This is a genomic window from Streptomyces sp. NPDC051310 (assembly GCF_044455245.1).
In the GTDB taxonomy this organism is placed as follows: domain Bacteria; phylum Actinomycetota; class Actinomycetes; order Streptomycetales; family Streptomycetaceae; genus Streptomyces.
In genome coordinates this window covers 152,587-174,095 of record NZ_JBITEO010000013.1, presented here as the reverse complement: position 1 = coordinate 174,095, position 21,509 = coordinate 152,587, and the positions used below count along the sequence as shown (strand labels likewise).

Genomic DNA, 21,509 nt, shown 5'->3' with positions numbered 1-21,509 from the left:
CGCTGTCGGACCCCACCGTTAATCTCAGGGATCATGAGACTCCTGCACACGTCGGACTGGCACCTGGGGCGGTCGTTCCACCGTGTCGGCCTGCTCGACGCCCAGGCCGCGTTCCTCGACCACCTGGTGGCGACGGTGCGCGAGCACGCCGTGGACGCCGTGCTGGTGGCGGGGGACATCTACGACCGGGCGGTGCCGCCGCTGTCCGCCGTGGAGTTGTTCGACACGGCGCTGCACCGGCTCGCCGAGGCCGGCGTACCCACCGTGATGATCTCCGGGAACCACGACTCTGGGCGCCGGCTCGGCGTCGGCGCGGGTCTCATCGAGCGGGCCGGGATACACCTGCGGACCGACCCCGCCGGCGCCGGCACCCCGGTCCTGCTGGCCGACGAGCACGGCGACGTCGCCCTGTACGGCCTGCCCTACCTCGAACCCGCCCTGGTGCGGGACGAGTTCGGCACGAAGAAGGCCGGGCACGAATCCGTCCTGTCCGCCGCCATGGACCGCGTCCGCGCGGACCTCGCCGGACGCCCGGCCGGCACCCGCTCGGTCGTCCTCGCCCACGCCTTCGTCGCGGGCGGCGAACCCAGCGACAGCGAGCGCGACATCACCGTCGGCGGGGTGGCCGCCGTCCCGGCCGGTGTCTTCGACGGCGTCGACTACGTCGCCCTCGGGCACCTGCACGGCAGCCAGACGCTCACCCCACGGGTGCGGTACTCCGGCTCGCCCCTGGCGTACTCCTTCTCCGAGGCCGGTCACCGCAAGAGCATGTGGCTCGTCGACCTCGGCCCCGGTGGCGAGATCACCGCCGAGCGGATCGACTGCCCGGTGCCGCGGCCCCTCGCCCGCATCCGCGGCCGGCTCGAGGACCTGCTCGGCGACCCGGAGCTCGCCCGGCACGAGGCGTCCTGGGTCGAGGCCACCCTCACCGACCCCGTCCGGCCACCGGAGCCCATGGCGCGGCTCACCGAGCGCTTCCCGCACACCCTGAGTCTCGTCCTCGACCCCGACCGGACCGACGACGGGCCCGCCGCCTCGTACGCGCAGCGCCTGCGCGGACGCAGCGACCAGCAGATCGCCGAGGACTTCGTCGCCCACGTGCGCGGCGGCGCCGGCCCCGACGGCCCCGAACGCGCGGCGCTGCACCGCGCCTTCGAGGACGTACGGGTGGACATGGAGCGGCGCGAGGTGACCGCGTGAGGCTGCACCGGCTCGACATCACCGGCTTCGGCCCCTTCGGAACCACCCAGACCGTCGACTTCGACGCACTGTCCGAGGCCGGCCTGTTCCTGCTCCACGGACCGACCGGCGCGGGCAAGACCTCCGTCCTCGACGCCGTCTGCTACGCGCTCTACGGAGCCGTCCCCGGCGCCCGGCAGGGCCCCGGCACCACCCTGCGCAGCGACCACGCCCCCGCTGCGACCCCCACCGAGGTCGTGCTCGAATGCACCGTCGCCGGGCGGCGGCTGGAGATCACCCGGCGGCCGGAGCAGCTCCGGCCCAAGAAGCGCGGCTCGGGCTTCACCAAGGACAAGGCCCAGTCCTGGCTGCGCGAGTACGACGCGGAGCGCGCCGGCTGGCGGGCGCTCAGCCGGTCCCACCAGGAGATCGGCGAGGAGATCACCCAGCTCGTCGGCATGAGCCGCGAGCAGTTCTGCCAGGTGGTGCTGCTGCCGCAGGGCGACTTCGCGCGGTTCCTGCGCGCCGACGCCGAGGCGCGCGGCAAACTCCTCGGCCGGCTCTTCGACACCCGGCGCTTCCTCGCGGTGGAGCAGCACTTCGCCGACCTGCGGCGCACCGCCGAGCAGCAGGTGCGGGAGGGCGACGAACGACTGCTGCGCCTCGCGCACCGGATGGCGCAGGCCGCGGGCACGGCCGCCGGGGACTTCCCCGCGCCCGACGGCAGGCCCGGGGACCCGGGACTCGCCGGCGCCGTCCTGGCCTGGGCGGCCGTCGCCCGCTCCGGCGCCCGCGAGGCACGGGACATCGCCGCCGCCGCGCTCGCCGCGGCGGAGAGCCGGCAGGCCGCGGCGCGGCGCGCCCTGGACGACGAGCGGGAGCTCGCCGCCCGGCAGCAGCGGTACGCGGACGCCCGGCGGCGCGCCGGGGAGCTCGACGAGCGGCGTGGTGAGCGCGACACCTGGCAGGCCCGGCTCGAACGGGCCCGCAAGGCCGAGCGGGTCGCCGGGCCGCTCGGCCTGCGCGACGACGCCGAGCGCGCCCACCGCGTGGCGCGCGCCGCCCACGAACGCGCCGCGGCCGGCCTGCCGCCGGAGCTCACCGACGCGGGCGCCGAGCAGCTCGCCGCGCTCGAACGGCGCCTGCGGCAGGACCTCGGCGGCCTGGAGGCCGCGCGGCGGGCCGAACGGCGGGGCGCCGAGATCGCCCGCGAGCGCGACGACCTGGAGCGCCAGGCCCGCGCCGACGAGGAGACGCTGCAGGAGACGGCCGGCTGGCTCGCCGGCTGGGACACCACCCGCCGTGCCCTGCTGGACCGCATCGACGCCGCCCAGGAGGCCGCCACCCGCGCCGAGCACCTCGCGGGACGCCTCGAACCGGCGCGCCGCCGGCTCGCCGCCGCCCGCCGCCGCGACGCGCTCGAACAGGACGAGGCCGCCGCCGCGTCCCGCCTGGCGGCCGCCCGCGAGACCGCCAACACCGCCCACGAGACGTGGCTCGACCTGCGCGAGCGCCGCCTGCGCGGCATCGCCGCCGAACTCGCGGCGGAGCTCGTCGAGGGCGCCCCGTGCGCGGTGTGCGGCTCCGCCGACCATCCGCAGCCGGCCCGCGCCGACGCGCACCACGTCGACCGGGCGACCGAGGACGCCGCGTACGAGGCCCACACACGCGCGGACGAGGCCCGCTCGGCCGCCGAGCGGGAACTCGCCGTGCTGCGCGAGGCGCTGTCGGCCGCGCGCGCGGAAGCCGCCGACGCCGATGTCCGCGCGGAAGCCGCCGACGCCGATGTCCGCGCGGAAGCCGCCGACACCGGCGCGGCAGCCGCGACCGGGGCGGCCGGCCCGGTCGCCGTGGCCGCGCTCGCCGAGGCCGTACGGCAGCTGGAGCGCGCGTACGACGAGGCCCGCGCCCTGGCCGGGGACATGCACGCGGCGCGCGAGGCGCTCGACCGGGCCGAGGGGGAGCACCGGCGCAGGCTCGACGCGCGGGGGGAGGCGGAGCGCCGCGCCGCCGCCCGGACCTCGCAGCGGGAGGCGCTCGACCGGGAGCAGGCCGGTATCGAGGCCGAGCTCGACCGGGTGCGCGGCGGCGACGCCACCCGCAGCGTCGCCGAGCACGCCACGCTGCTGGAACGCCGGATCGCCCGGCTCGCCGAGGCCGCCGAGGCCGTACGGACCGTCGAGGACACCGCCCGGAGGCTGAAGGAGGCCGACGACCGGCTCGCGGACGCGGCGTTCCGGGCCGGCTTCGACACCCCGGCCGCGGCGGCGGGCGCGCTGCTCGACGACGATGAACGGCGCGCGCTGCAGCACCGGCTGGACGACTGGCAGGCCGAGGCGGCCGCGGTCGCCGACCGGCTCGCCGAGCCGGACACCCGGAGCGCGGCCGAGCGGCCGCCCGCCGACCCGGCCGCCGCGCAGGCCGCGCTGGCCCGCGCCGACCGCGCCCTGCGCGACGCCGCCACCGCGCTCGCGGCCCACCGGGACCGGTGCGCGGAGCTCGCCCGGCTGTCCCGGGAGGCGGACGCCGAGGTCCGCAGGCTGGGGCCGCTGCGCGAGGAGTACGACCGGATCGCCCGGCTGGCCGGTCTGACCGCCGGCACCTCCGCCGAGAACGAGCGCAGGATGCGGCTGGAGTCCTATGTGCTCGCGGCCCGGCTCGAACAGGTGGCGGCGGCCGCCACCGCGCGTCTCCAGCGGATGTCCTCCGGTCGCTACACCCTCGTCCACTCCGACGCCCGCGCGGGCGCCAAGCGGTCCGGCCTCGGCCTGCACGTGGTGGACGCCTGGACGGGACGCGAACGCGACACCGCCAGCCTGTCGGGCGGGGAGACGTTCTTCGCGTCGCTCGCCCTGGCGCTGGGCCTGGCCGACGTCGTCACCGACGAGGCCGGCGGCGTCAGGCTCGACACCCTCTTCATCGACGAGGGCTTCGGCAGCCTCGACGACCAGACCCTGGACGAGGTGCTGGACGTCCTGGACTCGCTGCGCGAGCGGGACCGCAGCGTGGGCATCGTCAGCCACGTCGGCGACCTGCGCCGCCGCATCCCGGCCCAGCTGGAGGTCGTCAAGGAACGCGGCGGCTCCCGGGTGAAACTGCACACCGGGGGGAGCGGGCTCAGCGGGTGACCGGCCCGCCGCCGCCGGCGGCACTCAGCGGCTGATCGGGCGGCGCCGCAGCGGGGACGAGTACACGACGCTGGTCGTCACCGACCCCAGCGCGCCGATCTTCCCCGCCACCTCCTCCAGGTGCCTCATCGAGCGGGTGGCGACCTTCAGGACGAAGCAGTCGTCACCCGTCACGTGGTGGGCCTCCAGGATCTCCGGGACCGCCTCCAGCAGGTCGTGGAACGGTTTGTAGTTGCCGTTGGGGTAGCGGAGCCGTACGAAGGCGAGGATGGGCAGACCGAGGCGCTCCTGGTCGACCACCGCCGTGTAGCCGGCGATCACCCCGGCCTCCTCCAGCCTGCGGACCCGCTCGGTGACGGCGCTGGCGGACATGGACACGGTCCGGGCCAGCTCCGCGAACGTGGCCCGGCCCTGTTCCTGGAGGGCCGCCAGTATGCGCCAGTCGGTGGCGTCCGGTGAATATCCCGTCATGCAGGAGGAATAGCAGGGGAATCACCGGCGGTACAAGGTGATCACCGGGGATCGTCACTTCATCGGAATGATCACCGGCCGTAGCTTTCCTGTCATGACGACGACACCGCTGAGCAGTAACGACACCAGCCCGGCCACCGCTCCCGGCACCGCCGCCGCGCCGGCCCAGGCCAACCCCGTCCTGCGCGTGCCGCCGGCCTCGCCCGGCGCGGCGGCCGCCTACTTCTCGGCTTCCCTGGCCTTCTACGCGGACGTCTCCGACGTCGCCTCCGTGCTCGCGGCCGGCGGTGACCCGGGGTTCGTCGTCGTGGACTCCCGCTCCACCGCGTCCTGGGACCAGGGCCACGTGCCGGGCGCGGTGCACCTGCCGACCGCCCTCGTCGCCGAGCAGGCCGAGCAACTGCTGGACAAGTCCGTGCCGGTCGTGACGTACTGCTGGGGCCCGGGCTGCAACGGCGCCACGCGCGCGGCTCTCGCGCTCGCCGAACGCGGCTACCAGGTCAAGGAGATGATGGGAGGCTTCGAGTACTGGGTGCGCGAGGGCTTCGCGTACGAGACCTGGCAGGGACCGGAGAGCCGGGACGCCGACCCGCTGACCGCCCCGGTCGACGCGGCCGACTGCGGCTGCTGACCGCGGCCGGCGGACGGCCGGGGCAGCGCCGCGCCCTGTCGCGCGGCGGATTCCGCCCCGCGGTCCCGCCCGGTTGTCCGGGCCTGCCCTCCGCCCGCCGTCCCGGCCCGTGGCCCCGGAGCCTTCCGGGGAAGGGCCGGAGCGACGGGCCGGGACACGGCGGCACGCTCACAGACGCGACAGCTCGTCCACCAGATCGTCCAGGCCCAGCGGGCCCTGCGACAGCGCGGCCATGTGCCACTTCTTCGCGTCGAAGGAGTCACCGTGCGCCTTGCGGGCGTTCTCCCGGCCCAGCAGCCAGGCCCGTTCGCCCAGCTTGTAGCCGATGGCCTGGGCGGGCATCGAGAGGTAGCGGGTCAGCTCGCTCCGCACGAAGGCCGGCGGCCTGCTGCTGTGCCGCTGGAAGAACTCCTGCGCGAGCTCCGGCGTCCACCGCTCGCCCGGGTGGAACGGCGAGTGCTCCGGGATGTCGAGCCGGAGGTGCATGCCGATGTCCACGATCACCCGGCACGCCCGCATCATCTGGGCGTCCAGGTAACCGAGCCGGCGCTCCGGGTCGGGCAGGAAGCCCAGCTCGTCCATGAGCCGCTCCGCGTACAGCGCCCAGCCCTCGGCGTTGGCGCTGACCCCGCCGATCGTGGCCTGGTAGCGGGAGAGCTGATCGGCCACGTGCGCCCACTGCGCGATCTGCAGGTGGTGGCCTGGCACCCCCTCGTGGTACCAGGTCGTCACCAGGTCGTACACCGGGAAGCGGGTCTCGCCGTCGACCGGGAGCCAGGTGCGGCCGGGACGCGAGAAGTCCTCCGAGGGGCCCGTGTAGTACGGCGCCGCCGCGCCGCCCGGCGGGGCGATCCGCGACTCCACCTTCCGTACCCGTTCGGCCAGTTCGAAGTGGGTCCCGTCCAGCGCCTCGATGGCCTCGTCCATCAGCTGCTGGAGCCAGACCCGCACCTCCTCCACGCCCTCGATGTGCGTGCCGTGCTCGTCGAGGTGGGCGAGTGCCTCCCACGGGTCCGCGCCCGGCAGGATCTTCCCGGCCTCCGTCTTCATCTCGCCGAGGAGGCGGTGGTACTCGTCCCAGCCGTACGCGTACGCCTCGTCCAGGTCGAAGTCCGTGCCGTTGTAGTAGCGCGACCAGCGGGCGTAGCGCTCACGGCCCACCGTGTCCGGCGCGTCCTGCACCGCGGGTGCGTACACCTCGCGCATCCAGTCGCGCAGCTCGACGAGCGCCCGGTTGGCGCCTCCGGCCGCCGCGTCCAGCTCCGCGCGCAGCGCGGCGGGCCCGGGGGTCACGAAGTCCTCGAACCAGCCGGCCCGCGCACCGTCGGTGCCGGTCCACTCGGTGAGCTGGTCGATGAACGTGGCGGTGGCCCGCGGACCGCCCCGCATGCCCCGTTCCAGGCCCAGTTCGAGCGAGGCCCGGTAGCCCTTCAGCGCGGCCGGCACGGCGCGCAGCCGCTCCGCGACCGCCGCCCAGTCCTCGTCCGTCTCGGTGGGCATCACGGTGAACACCATCCGCACGCTGTGCGCGGGGGAGTGGATGTTGCTCACCGCGCACAGCCCCTCACCGGCGTCGTGGACGGCCAGTTCGGCGGTCAGGCGCTCGCGCAGCAATCGTCCGCAGCGCCGCTCGGCGTCGCTGTCCGCGCCGGGACGGCGCTCGGCCTCGTCGAGCCGCGCGAGGGTCTCGCGGGCCAGCGCGGCGAGCTCCTCCTGGCCGGCGGGTGTGAGGTCCGGAAGGAGTCCGGCGCTTTCCCTGACGCCCAGGTAGGTTCCGGTGATCGGGTCGAGTGCGATGAGGGCGTCGACATAGGCGTCGGCCACCTGGCGCGGAAGAGCGCTGCTGGAGGTCTCTGGCATGAGGCCATCCTGGTATGCCAGGGGCCTCGTCGTCACCCTCATCCGATCTCAGTCGGCCGACACATGAGCGCTCGCGGCGGCCGGCAGCAGGGGCCCGCACTCCCACTGCTGGAAGATCAACCGCGTCTCCACGCGCGCCACTTCACGCCGTGAGGTGAACTCGTCCAGCACGAGTCGCTGCAGGTCAGCGGGGCCCGACACGGCCACGTGCACCAAGTAGTCGTCCGGACCGGTCAGATGGAACAGGGCCCGGGACTCCGGCAGGCCCCGGATCCGCTCCACGAACGGACCGATCAGCTCCCGCCGATGCGGGCGTACTTGCACCAGCAGGAGCGCTTCCAGGCCGCGTCCGAGTTTGGCCGGATCGAGTCGTAGCTTGTGGCCCAGGACGACACCGGTGCGGCGCAACCGCGCCACCCGGTCCAGGCAGGTGGAGGGCGCGACCCCCACCTCGGCGGCGAGCTCGCGGTACGTGGTCCGGGCGTCGTTCTGCAGAAGGCGCAGGATGTGCAGATCAACCGTGTCCAGTACGACAGATTCGGCCATGCGGCGAACGTAGCACGGCGTTTCCCCCGGTAGTTCCGGCCAGTGTTCACAGTTCCGCCATGGATGCCATGGATCGCGCCGATCACACCGACTCCGTCGCCTCGATCACGACCCGCACCACCCCGCGGGCGCCGGCCACCGAAGCCGTGCACGCCGGGCGCGAGGACCTCGCCGCCCTCGGCCTGCACGCCGCTCCCCTCGACCTGTCCACCACCTACCCCTCGTACGACACCCGGGGCGAGGCCGCCCGGATCGACGAGTTCGCCGCCACCGGAGCCCGCCCCGAGGGGCCGCCGGTCTACGCCCGGCTCGACAACCCGACCACCGCCCGGTTCGAGACCGCGCTCGCCCGGCTGGAGGGCACGCAGAGCGCGGTGGCGTTCGCCAGCGGCATGGCCGCGCTCACCGCGGTCCTGCTGGCCCGGGCGAGTGCGGGCCTGCGCCATGTGGTGGCGGTGCGGCCGCTGTACGGATGCAGCGACCACCTGCTCACCTCCGGGCTGCTCGGCACGGAGGTGACCTGGACGGACCCGGCGGGCATCGCCGGGGCGATCCGGCCCGACACCGGGCTGGTGATGGTCGAGACGCCCGCGAACCCCACGCTCGCCGAGGTCGACATCCGGGCGGTGGCGCACGCCTGCGGCTCGGTGCCGCTGCTCGTCGACTCCACCTTCGCCACCCCCGTACTCCAGCGGCCCGTGGAGCACGGCGCGCGCATCGTGCTGCACAGCGCCACCAAGTACCTGGGCGGGCACGGCGACGTGATGGGCGGCGTGGTGGCCTGCGACGAGGAGTTCGCCGGCCTGCTGCGGCGGGTCCGGTTCGCCACCGGGGGGATCCTGCACCCCATGGCGGGCTACCTGCTGCTGCGGGGCCTGTCCACACTGCCGGTGCGGATGCGGGCCGCCTCCACGTCCGCCGCCGAGCTGGCGTGCCGCCTGTCGGCCGACCCCCGCATCGCCCGGGTGCACTACCCGGACATCGGCGGCGCCATGGTCTCGTTCGAGGTGTACGGGGACCCGCACGCCGTGATCGCCGGAGTGCGGCTGATCACTCCGGCGGTCAGCCTCGGCAGCGTGGACACCCTGATCCAGCACCCCGCCTCCATCAGCCACCGCATCGTGGACGAGACGGACCGGAGGGCCGCGGGTGTCAGCGACCGGCTGCTGCGGATGTCGGTGGGTCTGGAGGACGTCGAGGACCTGTGGCGGGACCTGACGGAGGCACTGAGCGCGGGGCCCGTCGGCGCCCTGGGCGACGGCCGTGGGGACGCGCATCGGCGCGGCCGTCCGGCCGGCGGTCCTAGTGGTGGCCGGAGCGCCGGTCCCGGTGCTGGTCCGAGTGGCGGTCCCGGTGCTCGTCGGAGTGCCGGTCCGAATGGTGATCGCCATGGTGGGCGGGAACCCCGCTCAGCCGGGCGGTGATCACCAGGGTGCCCTCCTCGATCTGGTAGTCCAGGGGGAGGTTGAGGGCGCGCATGGCCGCGACCATGCCGGTGTTGGACGACTGCGTCACGGCGTAGACGCTCTCGCAGCCGGCTTCCACGGCCAGGCCCACCAGGCGGCTCAGCAGCTCCGAACCGATGCCGCGGCGCTGCCAGTCGTCCTCGACGAGCAGGGCGACCTCCGTCTCGTCGCCGTCCCACAGGAGGTGGCCGAGGGCGACGAGGCGGCCGGCCGCCGTCTCGACGGCCAGGGTGCGGCCGAAGCGCGGGCTGAGCAGGTGGTTGAGGTAGCGGTCGGCGTCGGCGACGGGACCGTGGTAACGCAGCCCGAGGGTGCGGGCCGAGCACCGGTCGTGCATGGCCCGGGCGGCGCGCAGGTCGCCCCGGTCGGCGCGGCGGACGGTGATCTCGTTGCCCTCGGGGAGCGTGAGGACGTCCTGGCTGCGGGGGATGCGGGGACCGAGCCGGGCGTCGAGCTCGACCAGCGCGCGGGCGCGGGCGAACTCGGTGGGCGTGAACGGCAGGTACGGCCGCTCGATGCTGATCACCCCGCCGTTCGGGTCGCGCATGCGCATCACCGTCTCGCCCTCCTCCAGGGCGCCCTCGACCGGGGCGGTCTCACCGGTGGGGCGTCCCGTCAGCGAGACCGCCGGCAGGGAGTGGATGGTGCACCGGCCGAGCAACTGGCGCAGGGCCAGCGGCAGTTCGGCGGCGTCGAGCGCGGTACGGGTCGCCAGGCCCAGCACCCGGGCCGGGGTGTCGACCAGGTCGTGCGTGTCGGCACGCTCGATCCAGGTGGACTCGCCGCCGGCCGCGGCGATCTCCCGGGCGAGCCGCGACGTCTGGAGCGAGGCGGGGGCACGCAGCAGGAACTCGTCGACCGTGCCCTCGGCCAGCGGGTGCGTCTGGAGGGTGAGGATGTCGACCCGCAGGTGGGCGAGCGCCGTGCACAGGGCGGCCAGGCTGCCCGGCGCGTCGCGCACGGTGGTGCGCATGCGCCACAGCGCCGTCGCGGCCGGGTCGGCGACGGGGGGCGTACCGTCGGCCGGCCGCACCGCGCCGGACCCGCCGGCCGAGGTCGCGGCGCCGCCGGTATCGCTCTCCGCCCCGGCGGGCGGCGCATGGCTGTGGCGGCGTGCCCACCAGGTGTGGAACGTCGCGGTGGCGACCAGGGCGACCGCCGAGACGGCGAGCAGGTACGGGCCGTCGGGGCCGTGCGCGATGGTGTTCGCCACCGCGTCCGCGACGGCGACGGCGGTGAACAGGGCGGCCAGCTCCACGAGATCCCGCCGCCAGTGGTGGGGCCGGCGGCGGGTGCTCTTCGCAGAAGTCACATCAGTCATGGCATCACTGTGACCCAGTGTTGTTGCGTGATCACGAACCCTTTGTGACTGATGGGTTAAGGATGCATCTGGCCCTTTAATGACTATTTTCAACTAGTTCTGGCATCGCATGGTCATTCTCGTGCACCGATGTGTTCGCCAGTGCCTTCACGAGCCGCTTCGCCTGCGAGACGAGCTGCGAGGAGCCGCGACGAGCCGCGAGCGCGTCCACCGCCTCCATGCCGTCCGTCCCGTCCCGCGCGGCCGCAGCGCCCGGAGCCGAAGTACCGGTGCCGGCGGCGCCGGTGCTGTGCGGTGCCGCTCCGCACCGCTCGACGCAGTCGGCGGCGACCCCCAGTATCTCTCCCAGCCCGCGCACCGGCTCCCCACCCGGGAACAGGCCCGGCAGGGCGCTGCCGAGGACGGCCCACGTGGTGGCGTACGCCCCCGTCGCGGCCGCCGTACGGACCGAGTCGGCCAGCCGGTTGGGCTTCACGGTCCCCAGCCGCACCAGCTCCGCGAGGTCCCTGCCGAGCAGAGCCGCGTCCAGCTCGCCGCGCGCGGCGAGCACCAGCAGGGCGTCGACCGCCGCCAGGCGGTCCTCCACGTGTCGCGCGCCCAGCCCGGTGGCCAGCGCCAGATGCAGGGCGGGGCCCGCCTCGCCGCCCGCCTCCACCAGCTGCGTCAGGGCACGGGCGCCCCCGCGCAGGTCGTCCGCGGCGGAGGTGGCGATCGGCAGCAGCCATGCCGCGAGCGTCTCTCGGTCCTCCGGCAGCACGGCCGTCCAGTGCGCCTCCCAGCCTCCCCAGTGGTAGCAGTTCCCGTCGGTGGCCGTCCGCGCGCGGCCCAGCCAGTGGAACGCGGGCGGGAAGTCCCGCTCGATCACCCGGTGTGCCCGGGGCGCCCGGACGACCCGCCGCAGCAGCGCACGCCCCCAGGAGGTGTGGCCGTCGCCGTCCGGGTCCTCGGCACCGGCGACCGTGCGCAGGGCGGGGGCCACCGGTTCCGGGGAGGTCAGCCACTCCGCGAGGCGCTCTCCCTCCGGGGTGCCCAGCCCGGCGGCCGCTCCGGCCGCCTCCTCCGCACCGGGCCCCGAACGCCGCACCCGCAGCAGAGCCTGCGCGAAGTCCACCTCACCCGCCCGCACGCCGAGCCGCCGGTACGCGGTCAGCCGCTCGACGAGCTCGCCGGCGTCCAGCGCGCCCGTGTGCCACGTCGGCGTGGCGAGCAGGAAGGGCACGGGCCCCTCCAGCACCGACAGCGCGACCTCCCGCACCCGGGCCTGCAGGACCCGGTCGAGAGCCTGGTGCACGCAGGAGTGCACCGGCTGCGCCCGCAGCGCCGCGTACAGGTGACCGGTCGTCACCTTCCCCACCACCGCACCGACGACGGTGTCCAGCGGCCCCAGATGCCGCATGAGGTCCGTGTCGCGCTTGTACCACCACAGGCCGGTGGCGAGCGGCAGGAGGGCTTCGCGCAGCGCGTCCCCGTCCCGGTGCGCGTACCGGACGAGTCCGTCCAGCGCCCGTTCCACGCCGATGACGTCGTGGTCCGACACCAGCAGGGCCGCCAGGTCCTCGACGAGCTCCGGCAGGCTCCCCGCGGAGGGGGCCACCCGCTGCGGCCGGGGTGCCGGCGGCAGGAGCTCCTCGTACGGCCCGGCCTCCCAGGTCTCCGGCGGCAACGCGCCGCCGAACAGCTCGGCCGCCGCCGCCCGGTGCGCCGGGCCGAGCAACGCGGCCGCCTCCGCCAGCTCGGTCCGCGTCCCCTCGCCCACCGCGGGCAGGTGGCGGCGGACCAGCTTCAGAGCGCGCCCCTGCACCTCGGAGTCCTCGTGCCCGAACGCCTCGGCGACCGCGGGCAGCAGCTGTGCCGCGATGTCGGGCCCGCCCCGCCGCAGCGCCTTCCCCAACAGCACCAACTGCGCCCGCACCAGCTTCTTCTCCGTGCGGAACAGCACCGAGGCGGACATCTCGGCCAGCTCACGCGCGGACAGGTCTCCCGCCCCGGCCAGGCGGGCCAGCACGCCCTGGGCGTGCCCGGCCACGGTCGAGGTGGCATCGGCCGCCATGCCCATCCAGTCGGCCGTACGCGCCCGTTCCTCGGCGGGCGTGAGCTCCAGCCGCCGCAGCAGCGCGAGGAAGAACCGGTGTCCGCCCGGCTTGCCGCCACGCAGCAGCCGCGCCACGCACGCGTCGGCCAGCTCCTCCCGGTCCACCGCGCCCTCGGCGGCCAGGGCCACCAGCGCCGCCTGCCAGTCCTCGTCGCGCCAGGTGAGCGTGGCGGCCGGCTCGGCCGTCGCGAACAGCCGGGGCACCAGCACCCGCGTGTGCGGGTCGGTGCGCAGTGCGGCCAGGATGTCGCCGCTCGCGACCGCGTCCGCCCAGCCGTGCACGAAGCCGTCCGTCACCGGCACCGGGCAGCCCGACGCCCGGACGAGCCCGGCGATGAGCAGGTAGTCCTCCTCGGCCGTCGCGGCCCGCCCGGCGAGCCGGTGCGCCACGTCGCCCAGCCACTCGGGCCCCCGGTCCGCGAGCAGGTCCAGGAGCATGCCGCACGGCAGCCGCTCCCAGTCCCGCAGATCGCGGGAGCCGATCCAGGCGGCCGCCGCCGCGGCCCCGGTGTGACAGCCGGCCCCGGCCACGAGCAGCGCCCGCGAGACGGACCGCCGTTCCGTCCAGCGCTCCCAGCCCCAGCCGCGCAGCTCCTTGCGCAGGGCCTTCAGCTCCCCGAGGGCCGTCTTGCGCCCGGCGGGCCCCAGCGCCTCCAGCAGCCCCGGCACGTCGTCGCGCCGCCCTTCCCGCACGGCCGCCAGCAGTACCTCCGGCTCCGTCGCCTTCCGCGTGAGCTCCTCCGTACGCGTCACCGGGCACCCCCGGCGACCGCCGCGACGCTGTCGGTTCCGCGGCCGTGGACGGGCTCGCCGGCGCCGCGCCGCGCCATCCGTACCGCCAGCGCGTGCTTGCACGGACCCCGGCGGCCCCGGTAGTCCGCCCACCACCGGCAGGTGCAGCCCAGCACACGCCCCTCCGACCACCGCACCTGGTAGCGGCGTTCACCCGAGGTCACCAGCGCCGGCTCGCCGTCCGGCAGCAGCTGCACCGCACCCGAGGCCACCAGCTCCCGCGCCGCCACCAGCCGCGGATTGTGCCGCTCCGCGCGATCCGCGTCGTACGGCAGCTCCCGGTGGAAGTACGCGGCCTCCGCCACGTCGTAGCCCACCCGGCCCGCCGTTCCGAGCCGGACCAGCGCCGCCCGCACCCGCTCCACCGACAGCCCGGCCTGCGTGGCCAGGTCGGCGAGGTCGATCCGCGGCTCCCACGCGAGGAGCACCGACACCAGCTCGGCGTCCTCCGCCGCCTCCGGGGTGGCCAGCGCCTCCAGCACGCCGCCCTCCCCGGAGAAGCCGCGCGACGCGTCCGGTGACAGCGTCAGCGTCAGCCGCATCCCGGGCAGTGCCACCTCCCAGGCGCTCGCCGTCGCGGCGCCGTCCGGCACCGGCCCGTACACCCGCAGCGCCGTGGCGTGCCGCAGCACCCGCTGGAGCGCGGCCAATCGCTCCGGACCCGGCAGGCACACCGCGCCGGGCACCGGCCGGGTCGTCGGCCGCAGGGTCTTCCCGGCCGGCGCCACCCACAGCGGCCCGCGGGCCGTGGCACCCGGCGTGCGCGGCAGCGCGCGCAGGAACCGTACGGCCTCGGCGGCGGACAGCTCCGCGCGGAGGTCGAACCCCGCGCACGCCACCTGCGCCTCGGCGAAACCGCGCAGCCAGCGGTCGGGCAGCGGCACCTTCTTCTCCACCACCGCGCCGCCCAGCGTCGTCACCGTCATCTCCTCCGGGCCGACGCGCAGGTGCAGGGGATCGTCGCCGGTCAGCCGCGAAAGCGCCTCGCGCAGCGGGTCGTTGACGTCCACATTGGTCGTCCCGTGCCCGGTCGCGGCGCCGTCGAGGCCCTCACTCAGCACGTCCAGCCGTGCGTACACGCCGCCGCAGCCCGAGAAGGACTCGAAGCGCAGGCGGTCGCCGTTCCCCGTCACCACCGGGTCCAGCGACGCGGGCCGCAGCCGCTGGTAGTACCGGGCCGCCGCGACGTCCGCGACCGCCAGCAGCCCGCGCGCCGCCGTCTGCGGCGACGTCAGGAAGCCGGCGAAGAACCGGGGATGGGCCTCGGCGCCGGCGGGCGTGAGCCCGCCCGATGTCTCCAGGCCGAGCAGCCGTCCGGCCTGGGACGATGCCAGGGCGGACGGACGGGAATAGGCGAGTGCCTGCACGGATCGCGTCATGGAAAAGACGGTAGGACCCACCACTGACAACGGCCCCGGGCCGAGCCGCCGCCCCGGACCGCACCGCCGGCCCCGGCCCCCGCTCTCCGCCGCGGAACACCACCCCGCGTTGCCCAACCCCGCCCCCCGTCGCGCGCCCTGCCGGTGCCCCGCCCGGCAAGACGGCGGGCGGGGCACCGGCTTCACTGGCCGACGCGCCCCGGCCGGAGCACCTGGCTGAACAGCACCGTGCCGCCCTCCGCCCGCAGCCGCACGGTCAGTTCACCGCTGTCCCCGTCGATGTCGACCTCGCCGAAGTACTGCGGCGACTCCATCGGCGAGACGTTCGCCCGCTGCGGGGCTCGCACGAACACCCGCTCCGGCCCGAACGTGCCGTCCAGCGCGTTCGCCGGGAACCCGCCCGCCGCCAGGGGACCGGACACGAACTCCCAGAAGGGCGCGAAGTCCTGGAACGCCGCCCGCTCCGGCAGGTAGTGCTGCGCCGACGTGTGGTGCACGTCCGCCGTCAGCCACAGCGTGCCGGTGATGCGCCGGTGCTTGATGAACCGCAGCAGCCCGGCGATCTGCAGCTCCCGGCCGAGCGGCGCCCCGGGATCACCCTGCGCCACCGCCTCGAAGTCCACCGCGCCGTCCGGCACGACCAGCCCGAGCGGCATGTCTGCGGCCAGCACCTTCCACACCGCGCGCGACCGCGCCAGCTCGCGCTTCAGCCAGGCCAGTTGCTCCGCCCCGAGGATGCCGGTCGTGTCGTCCGGCTGCCGCCCCGGCGAGTTGGCGTTGCGGTACGTACGCATGTCCAGGACGAAGACATCGAGCAGCGGCCCGTGGCGCACCACCCGGTGCATCCGGCCGGCGGACGGCGCCTGCACGGGGAAGTACTCGCCGAACGCCCGCCTGGCGCGGGCGGCCAGGACATCCACGTCCTTCTCGCCGTAGCGCGGGTCGTCCAGTATCTGGCCGGGGTACCAGTTGTTGCGCACCTCGTGGTCGTCCCACTGCACGATCGACGGCACCTGCGCGTTGAAGGCGCGGACGTTGTGGTCCAGCAGGTTGTACCGGAAGACACCGCGGTACTCGTCGAGCGTCTCGGCGACCTTCGCCTTCTCCTCCGTCATGACGTTGCGCCAGACCCGCCCGTCCGGAAGGGTCACGCTCGGCAGGAGCGGCCCGTCGGCGTAGACGGTGTCGCCGCTGCACAGGAAGAAGTCCGGGTCGAGGCGGCGCATCTCCTCGTAGGCGCGGAAGCCGCCGATGTCCGGGTTGATGCCCCAGCCCTGTCCGGCGATGTCGCCCGACCACAGGAACCGCACCCCGTCCCGGCGCCGCGCGGGCGCCGTCCGGAACGTGCCGTACACCGGCTCACCGGTGCGGCGCGGGTCGTCCGGGTCGGCGAGCGTGACCCGGTAGTGGATCTGCGTGCCGGGCGGCAGGCCGCGCAGCGCGGTCGTCCCCGTGCAGTCGGTGTCCGGCCCCAGCAGCGGGCCCTCCCACCGGCGGGGGCGGCGGAAGGACTCGGTGGCCGAGGTCTCGACGACCATCCGGGCCGGCCGGTCCGACCGCACCCACACCAGACCGGACGAGGACGTGACGTCCCCCGTCTGCACGCCCCAGGCGGCGCGCGGCCGCCCGGAACGGGCCTGCGCGGGCGCTGGGCGCGCCCCCAGGGACACGGCCGCCGACGCGGCCAGGGAGCCGCGCAGGACGGTGCGGCGGGCGGGTGACGGGCTCGGGCGGTACGGCTGCATCGGTGCGTCTCCAGGGGTAACGGGGGTGCCGGGGCATGCCCAGGGGGTGTCGTGCCGATCACGCCGGGCTCGCGACGCCCGGCACTGATCCGCCTGATCGACAAGACACTCCCTAGCGTCCGGTGACGGCGCCCACGCGAACGCCGGGTGAACAAGCTCCCCGGCGCCCCGCCACCAGCCCCGCACCCCCCGCTGCGGTCGTCAGGCGCCGGCCATCCTCCGTACCCCCAGGGCGATGTCGGACGGCGACAGATGGGCGTAACCGAGGACCAGGGGTACGTCCCCGCCGTCCCGCGCCGCCGTCCCGTAGCCGGAGAGCGGTCGCACCACCACTCCGGCCGCGGCGGCCCGGGCCAGGAACGCCCCCTCCGGGCCGTGACGCCCCGGCACGCGCGCGATGACGTGCAGTCCGGCGGCGATGCCGCTGACTTGCGTACCGGGCAGGAACTCGGCCAGCGCGGTCACCAGCGCGTCCCTCCGCCGGCGGTAGGCCCGCTGGCACCGCCGCAGCTGCCGGTCGTAGCCGCCGGCCGTAACGACCTCGGCGAGCACCGCCTGGTCGAGCGAGGGATTGCCCAGGTCCATGGTGCGCTTGCGGTCCACCACCTCCTCCAGCAGCGGCTCCGGCACGACCATCCAGCCGAGCCGCAGCCCGGGCGCCAGGGACTTGCTCACCGAGCCCGTGTAGACCACGCGTGCGGGGTCCAGGCCCTGCAGGGCGCCGACGGGGGCCCGGTCGTAGCGGAAGTCGCCGTCGTAGTCGTCCTCGATCAGGTAGCCGTCCACCGTCCGCGCCCAGTCGAGCAGTTCCGTACGGCGCCGGGGCGAGCAGGCGATACCGGAGGGGAACTGGTGCGCGGGCGTGGTCACCACGGCGCGCACCCCGGACGCGACGAGCGGCCCGGGAGCCAGCCCCTCGCCGTCCAGGGGCAGCCCCACCGCCCGCAGCCCGGCCGACGCGAACAGGGTGCCGTGTTCCGGGCTGCCCGGGTCCTCGACCCCGACCGTTCGCAGCCCGCGTCCGCGCAGGACGAAGCCGAGCAGCGTCATGGCCTGGGCGACCCCCGAGCACACGACCACCCGCTCCGGGGCGGCCACCACGCCGCGCCGCCGGGTGAGCAGGGCCGCCAGGGCCGCGCGCAGCTCCGGCAGACCGCGTGGATCGGGGTAACCCAGCGCCGCGTGCGGCAGCCGGGACAGCACGGTCCGGTGCGCCGCCGCCCAGGCGGCGCGCGGGAACAGCGACAGGTCGGGCGTCCCCGGGGTGAAGTCCACCCGCACCGCGGGGGCACCGGGCACCGGTTCCGCGACCGCCCGGGTACCGCCCGCGGCGGGCGTCCGCGCCGGTTCCGCGACCGCCCGGGTACCGCCCGCGGCGGGCGTCCGCGCCGGTTCCGCGACCGCCCGGGTACCGCCCGCGGCGGGCGTCGGGCCCGCGCCCGCGCCGGGGGCCCGGACCGCGTCGCCGACCCACGTGCCCGCGCCCCGGCTGCTGCGCAGGTACCCCTCGGCCGTCAGCTGCTCGTAGGCGTCGGTCACCAGGCCCCGCGACACCCCGAGGTCGGCCGCGAGCTCACGGCTCGACGGCAGCCGCGTACCCGCCGCGAGCCGCCCGGAGCGGACCGCCTCGCGCAGTGCCTCCTGCAGCGTCCGGCCCCTCCGGCGGGGCGGTGCGGCAGCCGCCGGGAGCAGCAACTCCCAGGCGGCACCGGACGACCGCTCCCCGCACCGGCCCGGCGCGCCCGCGGTCCGATGCCCCGCGCCCTCCGGTGCCGCCTGCCCCGCCCCCGCGCTTCCTGCCCCCGGGCTTCCCGTCGCCGCGCGCTGCGTCCCCGCGCATTCCGCCCCCGCGCATTCCGCCCCCGCGCATTCCGCGCCCGTGCGCGCGCCCCCCGCTTCCGCCATGTCCCGGACCCTACAAACCCGGAGCGGGTACCGCCGAAGTGGTCCCCGAACCCGGCGGGAAAGTGGACCCCGAACCGGACCGCCCACCTCCCTAGCGTCGGTTCCATGAACGTGACCTCCCCCCGCGGAGCGCTGCTCGCGGCCTTCGCCTGCGTCCTCGTCGGTGCCTCCTTCACCGCCAACAGCATGCTCGGCGCCTATCCCCACGCGGGTGGCCAGGCACTGCGCTACGGTCTCGCCTGCCTGCTGCTCCTGCCCCTCCTCGGCCGCGGCGGCACGGCCCCCCTGCGCGCCCTGCCCGCCCGCGCCTGGGGTCGCCTCGCCGTTCTCGCCGCCGTCGGCATGGTCGGCTTCAACCTCGCCGTGCTCGCTGCCGAACGCACCGCGGAGCCCGCCGTCCCGGGCGTGTTCGTCGGCTGTGCGCCCGTCGTCGTCGCGGTGCTCGTCCCCCTGCTGGGCGGCCGCAGACCCGCCCGCCCGGTGCTGTACGGGGCGCTGCTGGTCGCCGTGGGGGCGTTCACCGTGCAGGGCTGGGGCCGTACGGACGCGGCCGGCATCGCCTGGTCGGTCGCCGCCCTCGTCGGGGAGGTGGGCTTCGCCGTACTGGCCGTACCCGTGCTGAAGCCGCTCGGGCCCAGGCTGCTGACGGCCACCGTCTGCGGTGTGGCGGCGCTGGAGTCCGCCGCGCTGGGTGTCGTGCTCGACGGCACCGAGGTGCTGCGGGTACCGACCCCCCAGGAGGCGGTCGCGCTGCTGTGGCAGGCGGCAGTCGTCACCGTCGTGGGCTTCCTCTGCTGGTACCGGGGCATGCAACGGATCGGCGCCGAGCGCGCCACCCTCTTCTCGGGGCTGATCCCGGTGTCGGCGGCGATGACGGCACCGCTCGTCGCGACCGGCTCGTACGGCGTCGCCCAGGGCGTCGGCAGCGCGCTCGTCGGCGCGGGCGTGGCCCTGGGTTCCGGCTTCCTGAGCGCGCGCGTACGGAGCCCCCGGATGTCGGCCTCCGGATTCCTCAGCGCGCGGATGCTGAGCTCCCGGATGACGGGTTCCGGGTTCCGCAGGCCCGGCTCCCGCGGGTCCCTGAGCCGGTCAGCGGCTGCCGTCGAGGAGCACGCGCGCCACCAGGGCGGGGTCGTCGTTCATCGGCACGTGTCCGCACCCCGGCAGCCGCACCAGCCGGGCGTCGGTCACCACCCGCTTGGCCCGGACGCCCTGACGGCGCAGCAGCAGCCGGTCGCGGGTGCCCCACGCGATGGTGACCGGCAGGCCCGTGAGGTCGTCCGTGAACAGGACGTCACGCCCGGCGGCGAGGGTCTGATGGAATCCGGGCGCCTGGCGCAGCGCCAGCGTCTCGGCGACGACCGCCTCGGGTGACCGCCGTCCCGGCCGCGCGTAGACGGTGCTGGTCAGCGCGGCCCGCCCGGCCGCCGTGCGGGACATCCGCTCGATCACCGGGAGGGGCAGGGATTCGGCGCCCGCCCGCATGGCGCGCAGGGTCGCGAAGGCGTACCGCCGCTCGCTCTCCACCCAGAAGCCGGCGGGGGACAGGGCCGTCACCGACCGCACCCGCTTCTCGCGCCCGAGCTCCAGCGCCAGCAGCCCGCCGAGCGAGTTGCCCGCCACGTGCGGCCGGTCGACGTCCAGGCTCTCGCACAGCGCCCCGAGCACCCGGCCGACGGTGGGGAGGTCGTAGGGGAACCCGTCGGGCAGCGCGGGGGAGGCGCCGAAGCCCGGCAGGTCGACGGCGATCACATCGCGCTCGGCGGCCAGGATGTCCATGACCGGCCGCCACGCCTGCCAGTGGTGTCCGATGCCGTGCAGCAGCAGAAGCGGTTCCCCGGAGCCGACCCGTTCGTACTCCAGCGACAGCCTGCGGGGCCCGTGGAGGGACTCGATGGTGAAGGAGACCTGTGCGGCCATGCTGCTGCTCCCAGCCGTGAGGTAGACGCCGTGTCAGCAACAATGGCCGCGGGACAGACCCGAGTTCAAGGGGCGCGGCCGACCGGGGGCCGTCCGAGTGTGGTCCGTGCCGCAGCCGTCCCTCCTGGACACGGGCGTCCCCGTCGGCTGGGATGGCATCCGTGGCAACCGACACCGACACCGACGCCACCGACGTGTTCGAGGCGCACCGGCCGGTCCTGACCGGCGTCGCCTACCGGATGCTCGGGCGGGTCACCGACGCCGAGGACGTGGTCCAGGAGGCCTGGCTGCGCTGGACGGGCGCCGACCGCGCGCAGATCCGCGAGCCGCGCGCGTACCTCGTACGGATCACCACCCGGCTGGCCATCGACCGCCTGCGCCAGGTCCAGTCCCGGCGGGAGTCGTACGTCGGGCCCTGGCTGCCCGAACCCGTCACCACGGACTTCGGGCCCACCGTCCCCGACACGGCCGAGCGCGCGGTGCTCGCCGACTCCGTCTCGCTCGCCGTCCTGGTCGTCCTCGAGTCGCTCTCGCCGCTGGAGCGCGCGGTGTTCGTGCTCCGCGAGGCCTTCGGCTTCCCGTACGCGGAGATCGCGGCGACCCTGGACCGGTCCGAGTCCGCCGTACGGCAGCTCGCGGGCCGCGCCCGCCGCCACGTCGAGGAGGGCCGGCCCCGCTACGACGTGGACCCGGCCGAGCGCCGCGACCTCACCGAGCGCTTCCTGGAGGCGGCGGCCGGCGGCGACCTGGGGAACCTGCTGGCGCTGCTGGCGCCGGACGTCCGGCTCATCGGCGACAGCGGCGGCAAGGCCAAGGCGCCGCTGCGGATCATGCAGAGCGCCGACAAGGTGGGCCGGTTCCTGTTCGCCGTGGTCAAGGAGGCGCGCACCGGGTCCGAGTCCCGCCTGGTCGAGCTCAACGGCGGTCCCGCGATGCTCGTGCTGGCGGACGGGAAGCCCGACGCCGTCATCCAGGTGGACGTCCTGGACGGCCGCATCCAGTGCATCTACATCGTAAGGAACCCTGACAAACTGTCCGCTTTCATGCCGTAGGGCTGTCTTCCAATCTCCTCCG

13 protein-coding genes and 2 pseudogenes are annotated in these 21,509 nt (G+C 75.4%); 6 read left to right on the top strand and 9 right to left on the bottom strand.

Translation table 11 applies throughout. The features are described 5' to 3' along the window. Positions 1–33: 33 nt before the first annotated feature. Together ACIA79_RS20775 and ACIA79_RS20770 are read left to right on the top strand one after the other, a co-directional pair. Positions 34–1,200, top strand: a complete 1,167-nt coding sequence (locus ACIA79_RS20775) for an exonuclease SbcCD subunit D (protein WP_399429801.1) — start codon at positions 34–36, stop codon at positions 1,198–1,200. Then, positions 1,197–4,307 carry an AAA family ATPase gene (locus ACIA79_RS20770; RefSeq protein ID WP_399429800.1) on the top strand — a complete coding sequence of 1,037 codons (3,111 nt, stop codon included), beginning with the start codon at positions 1,197–1,199 and terminating at the stop codon, positions 4,305–4,307. Before ACIA79_RS20775 ends, ACIA79_RS20770 begins: the two co-directional genes overlap by 4 nt. 24 nt (positions 4,308–4,331) lie before the next feature. Here ACIA79_RS20770 and ACIA79_RS20765 read toward each other — a convergent pair whose 3' ends face one another. Beyond that, entirely contained in the window at positions 4,332–4,778 is a 447-nt protein-coding gene (locus ACIA79_RS20765; protein WP_399429799.1) for an Lrp/AsnC family transcriptional regulator, read from the bottom strand. A 94-nt stretch (positions 4,779–4,872) separates the two neighbouring features. On the opposite strand from ACIA79_RS20765, the gene ACIA79_RS20760 reads away from it, so the two are divergent. Further along, entirely contained in the window at positions 4,873–5,409 is a 537-nt protein-coding gene (locus ACIA79_RS20760; RefSeq protein ID WP_399429798.1) for a rhodanese-like domain-containing protein, read from the top strand. A gap of 168 nt (positions 5,410–5,577) precedes the next feature. On the opposite strand, the gene ACIA79_RS20755 is transcribed toward ACIA79_RS20760, so the two are convergent. Both ACIA79_RS20755 and ACIA79_RS20750 read right to left on the bottom strand, forming a co-directional pair. After that, positions 5,578–7,269: a DUF885 domain-containing protein gene (locus tag ACIA79_RS20755; RefSeq protein WP_399429797.1), complete on the bottom strand. Its 1,692-nt coding sequence runs from the start codon at positions 7,267–7,269 to the stop codon at positions 5,578–5,580. A gap of 48 nt (positions 7,270–7,317) precedes the next feature. Then, complete coding sequence (locus tag ACIA79_RS20750) at positions 7,318–7,815, bottom strand: Lrp/AsnC family transcriptional regulator (RefSeq protein ID WP_399429796.1); 498 nt, start codon at positions 7,813–7,815, stop codon at positions 7,318–7,320. Between the two features lie 68 nt (positions 7,816–7,883). On the opposite strand from ACIA79_RS20750, the gene ACIA79_RS20745 reads away from it, so the two are divergent. Next, complete coding sequence (locus ACIA79_RS20745; RefSeq protein ID WP_399429848.1) at positions 7,884–9,239, top strand: trans-sulfuration enzyme family protein; 1,356 nt, start codon at positions 7,884–7,886, stop codon at positions 9,237–9,239. Here the strand turns inward: ACIA79_RS20745 and ACIA79_RS20740 are convergent. The 5 genes and pseudogenes from ACIA79_RS20740 to ACIA79_RS20720 all read right to left on the bottom strand — a co-directional run. After that, positions 9,211–10,602: pseudogene (locus ACIA79_RS20740) on the bottom strand (GNAT family N-acetyltransferase); the annotation flags it as partial. The gene ACIA79_RS20745 and the pseudogene ACIA79_RS20740 sit on opposite strands and share 29 nt — an antisense overlap. Positions 10,603–10,678: 76 nt before the next feature. After that, a complete protein-coding gene (locus tag ACIA79_RS20735) occupies positions 10,679–13,447 on the bottom strand; it encodes a DUF6493 family protein (protein ID WP_399429795.1) in 2,769 nt (922 codons plus the stop codon). Next, complete coding sequence (locus ACIA79_RS20730; protein WP_399429794.1) at positions 13,444–14,865, bottom strand: SWIM zinc finger family protein; 1,422 nt, start codon at positions 14,863–14,865, stop codon at positions 13,444–13,446. Before ACIA79_RS20730 ends, ACIA79_RS20735 begins: the two co-directional genes overlap by 4 nt. Before the next feature lie 182 nt (positions 14,866–15,047). Next, positions 15,048–16,610 carry an alkaline phosphatase D family protein gene (locus tag ACIA79_RS20725; RefSeq protein WP_399429793.1) on the bottom strand — a complete coding sequence of 521 codons (1,563 nt, stop codon included), beginning with the start codon at positions 16,608–16,610 and terminating at the stop codon, positions 15,048–15,050. Between the two features lie 201 nt (positions 16,611–16,811). Continuing rightward, positions 16,812–18,515, bottom strand: coding sequence for a PLP-dependent aminotransferase family protein (locus ACIA79_RS20720; protein WP_399429792.1), 1,704 nt, complete (start codon positions 18,513–18,515; stop codon positions 16,812–16,814). 105 nt (positions 18,516–18,620) lie between these two features. Here ACIA79_RS20720 and ACIA79_RS20715 point away from each other — a divergent pair. Further along, positions 18,621–19,409: pseudogene (locus tag ACIA79_RS20715) on the top strand (DMT family transporter); the annotation flags it as partial. 195 nt (positions 19,410–19,604) lie between these two features. Here the strand turns inward: ACIA79_RS20715 and ACIA79_RS20710 are convergent. After that, positions 19,605–20,435 carry an alpha/beta fold hydrolase gene (locus ACIA79_RS20710; protein ID WP_399429791.1) on the bottom strand — a complete coding sequence of 277 codons (831 nt, stop codon included), beginning with the start codon at positions 20,433–20,435 and terminating at the stop codon, positions 19,605–19,607. 161 nt (positions 20,436–20,596) lie between these two features. Between ACIA79_RS20710 and ACIA79_RS20705 the strand changes: the two genes are divergently transcribed. Continuing rightward, positions 20,597–21,487, top strand: a complete 891-nt coding sequence (locus ACIA79_RS20705; RefSeq protein WP_399429790.1) for an RNA polymerase sigma-70 factor — start codon at positions 20,597–20,599, stop codon at positions 21,485–21,487. Positions 21,488–21,509 lie beyond the last annotated feature (22 nt).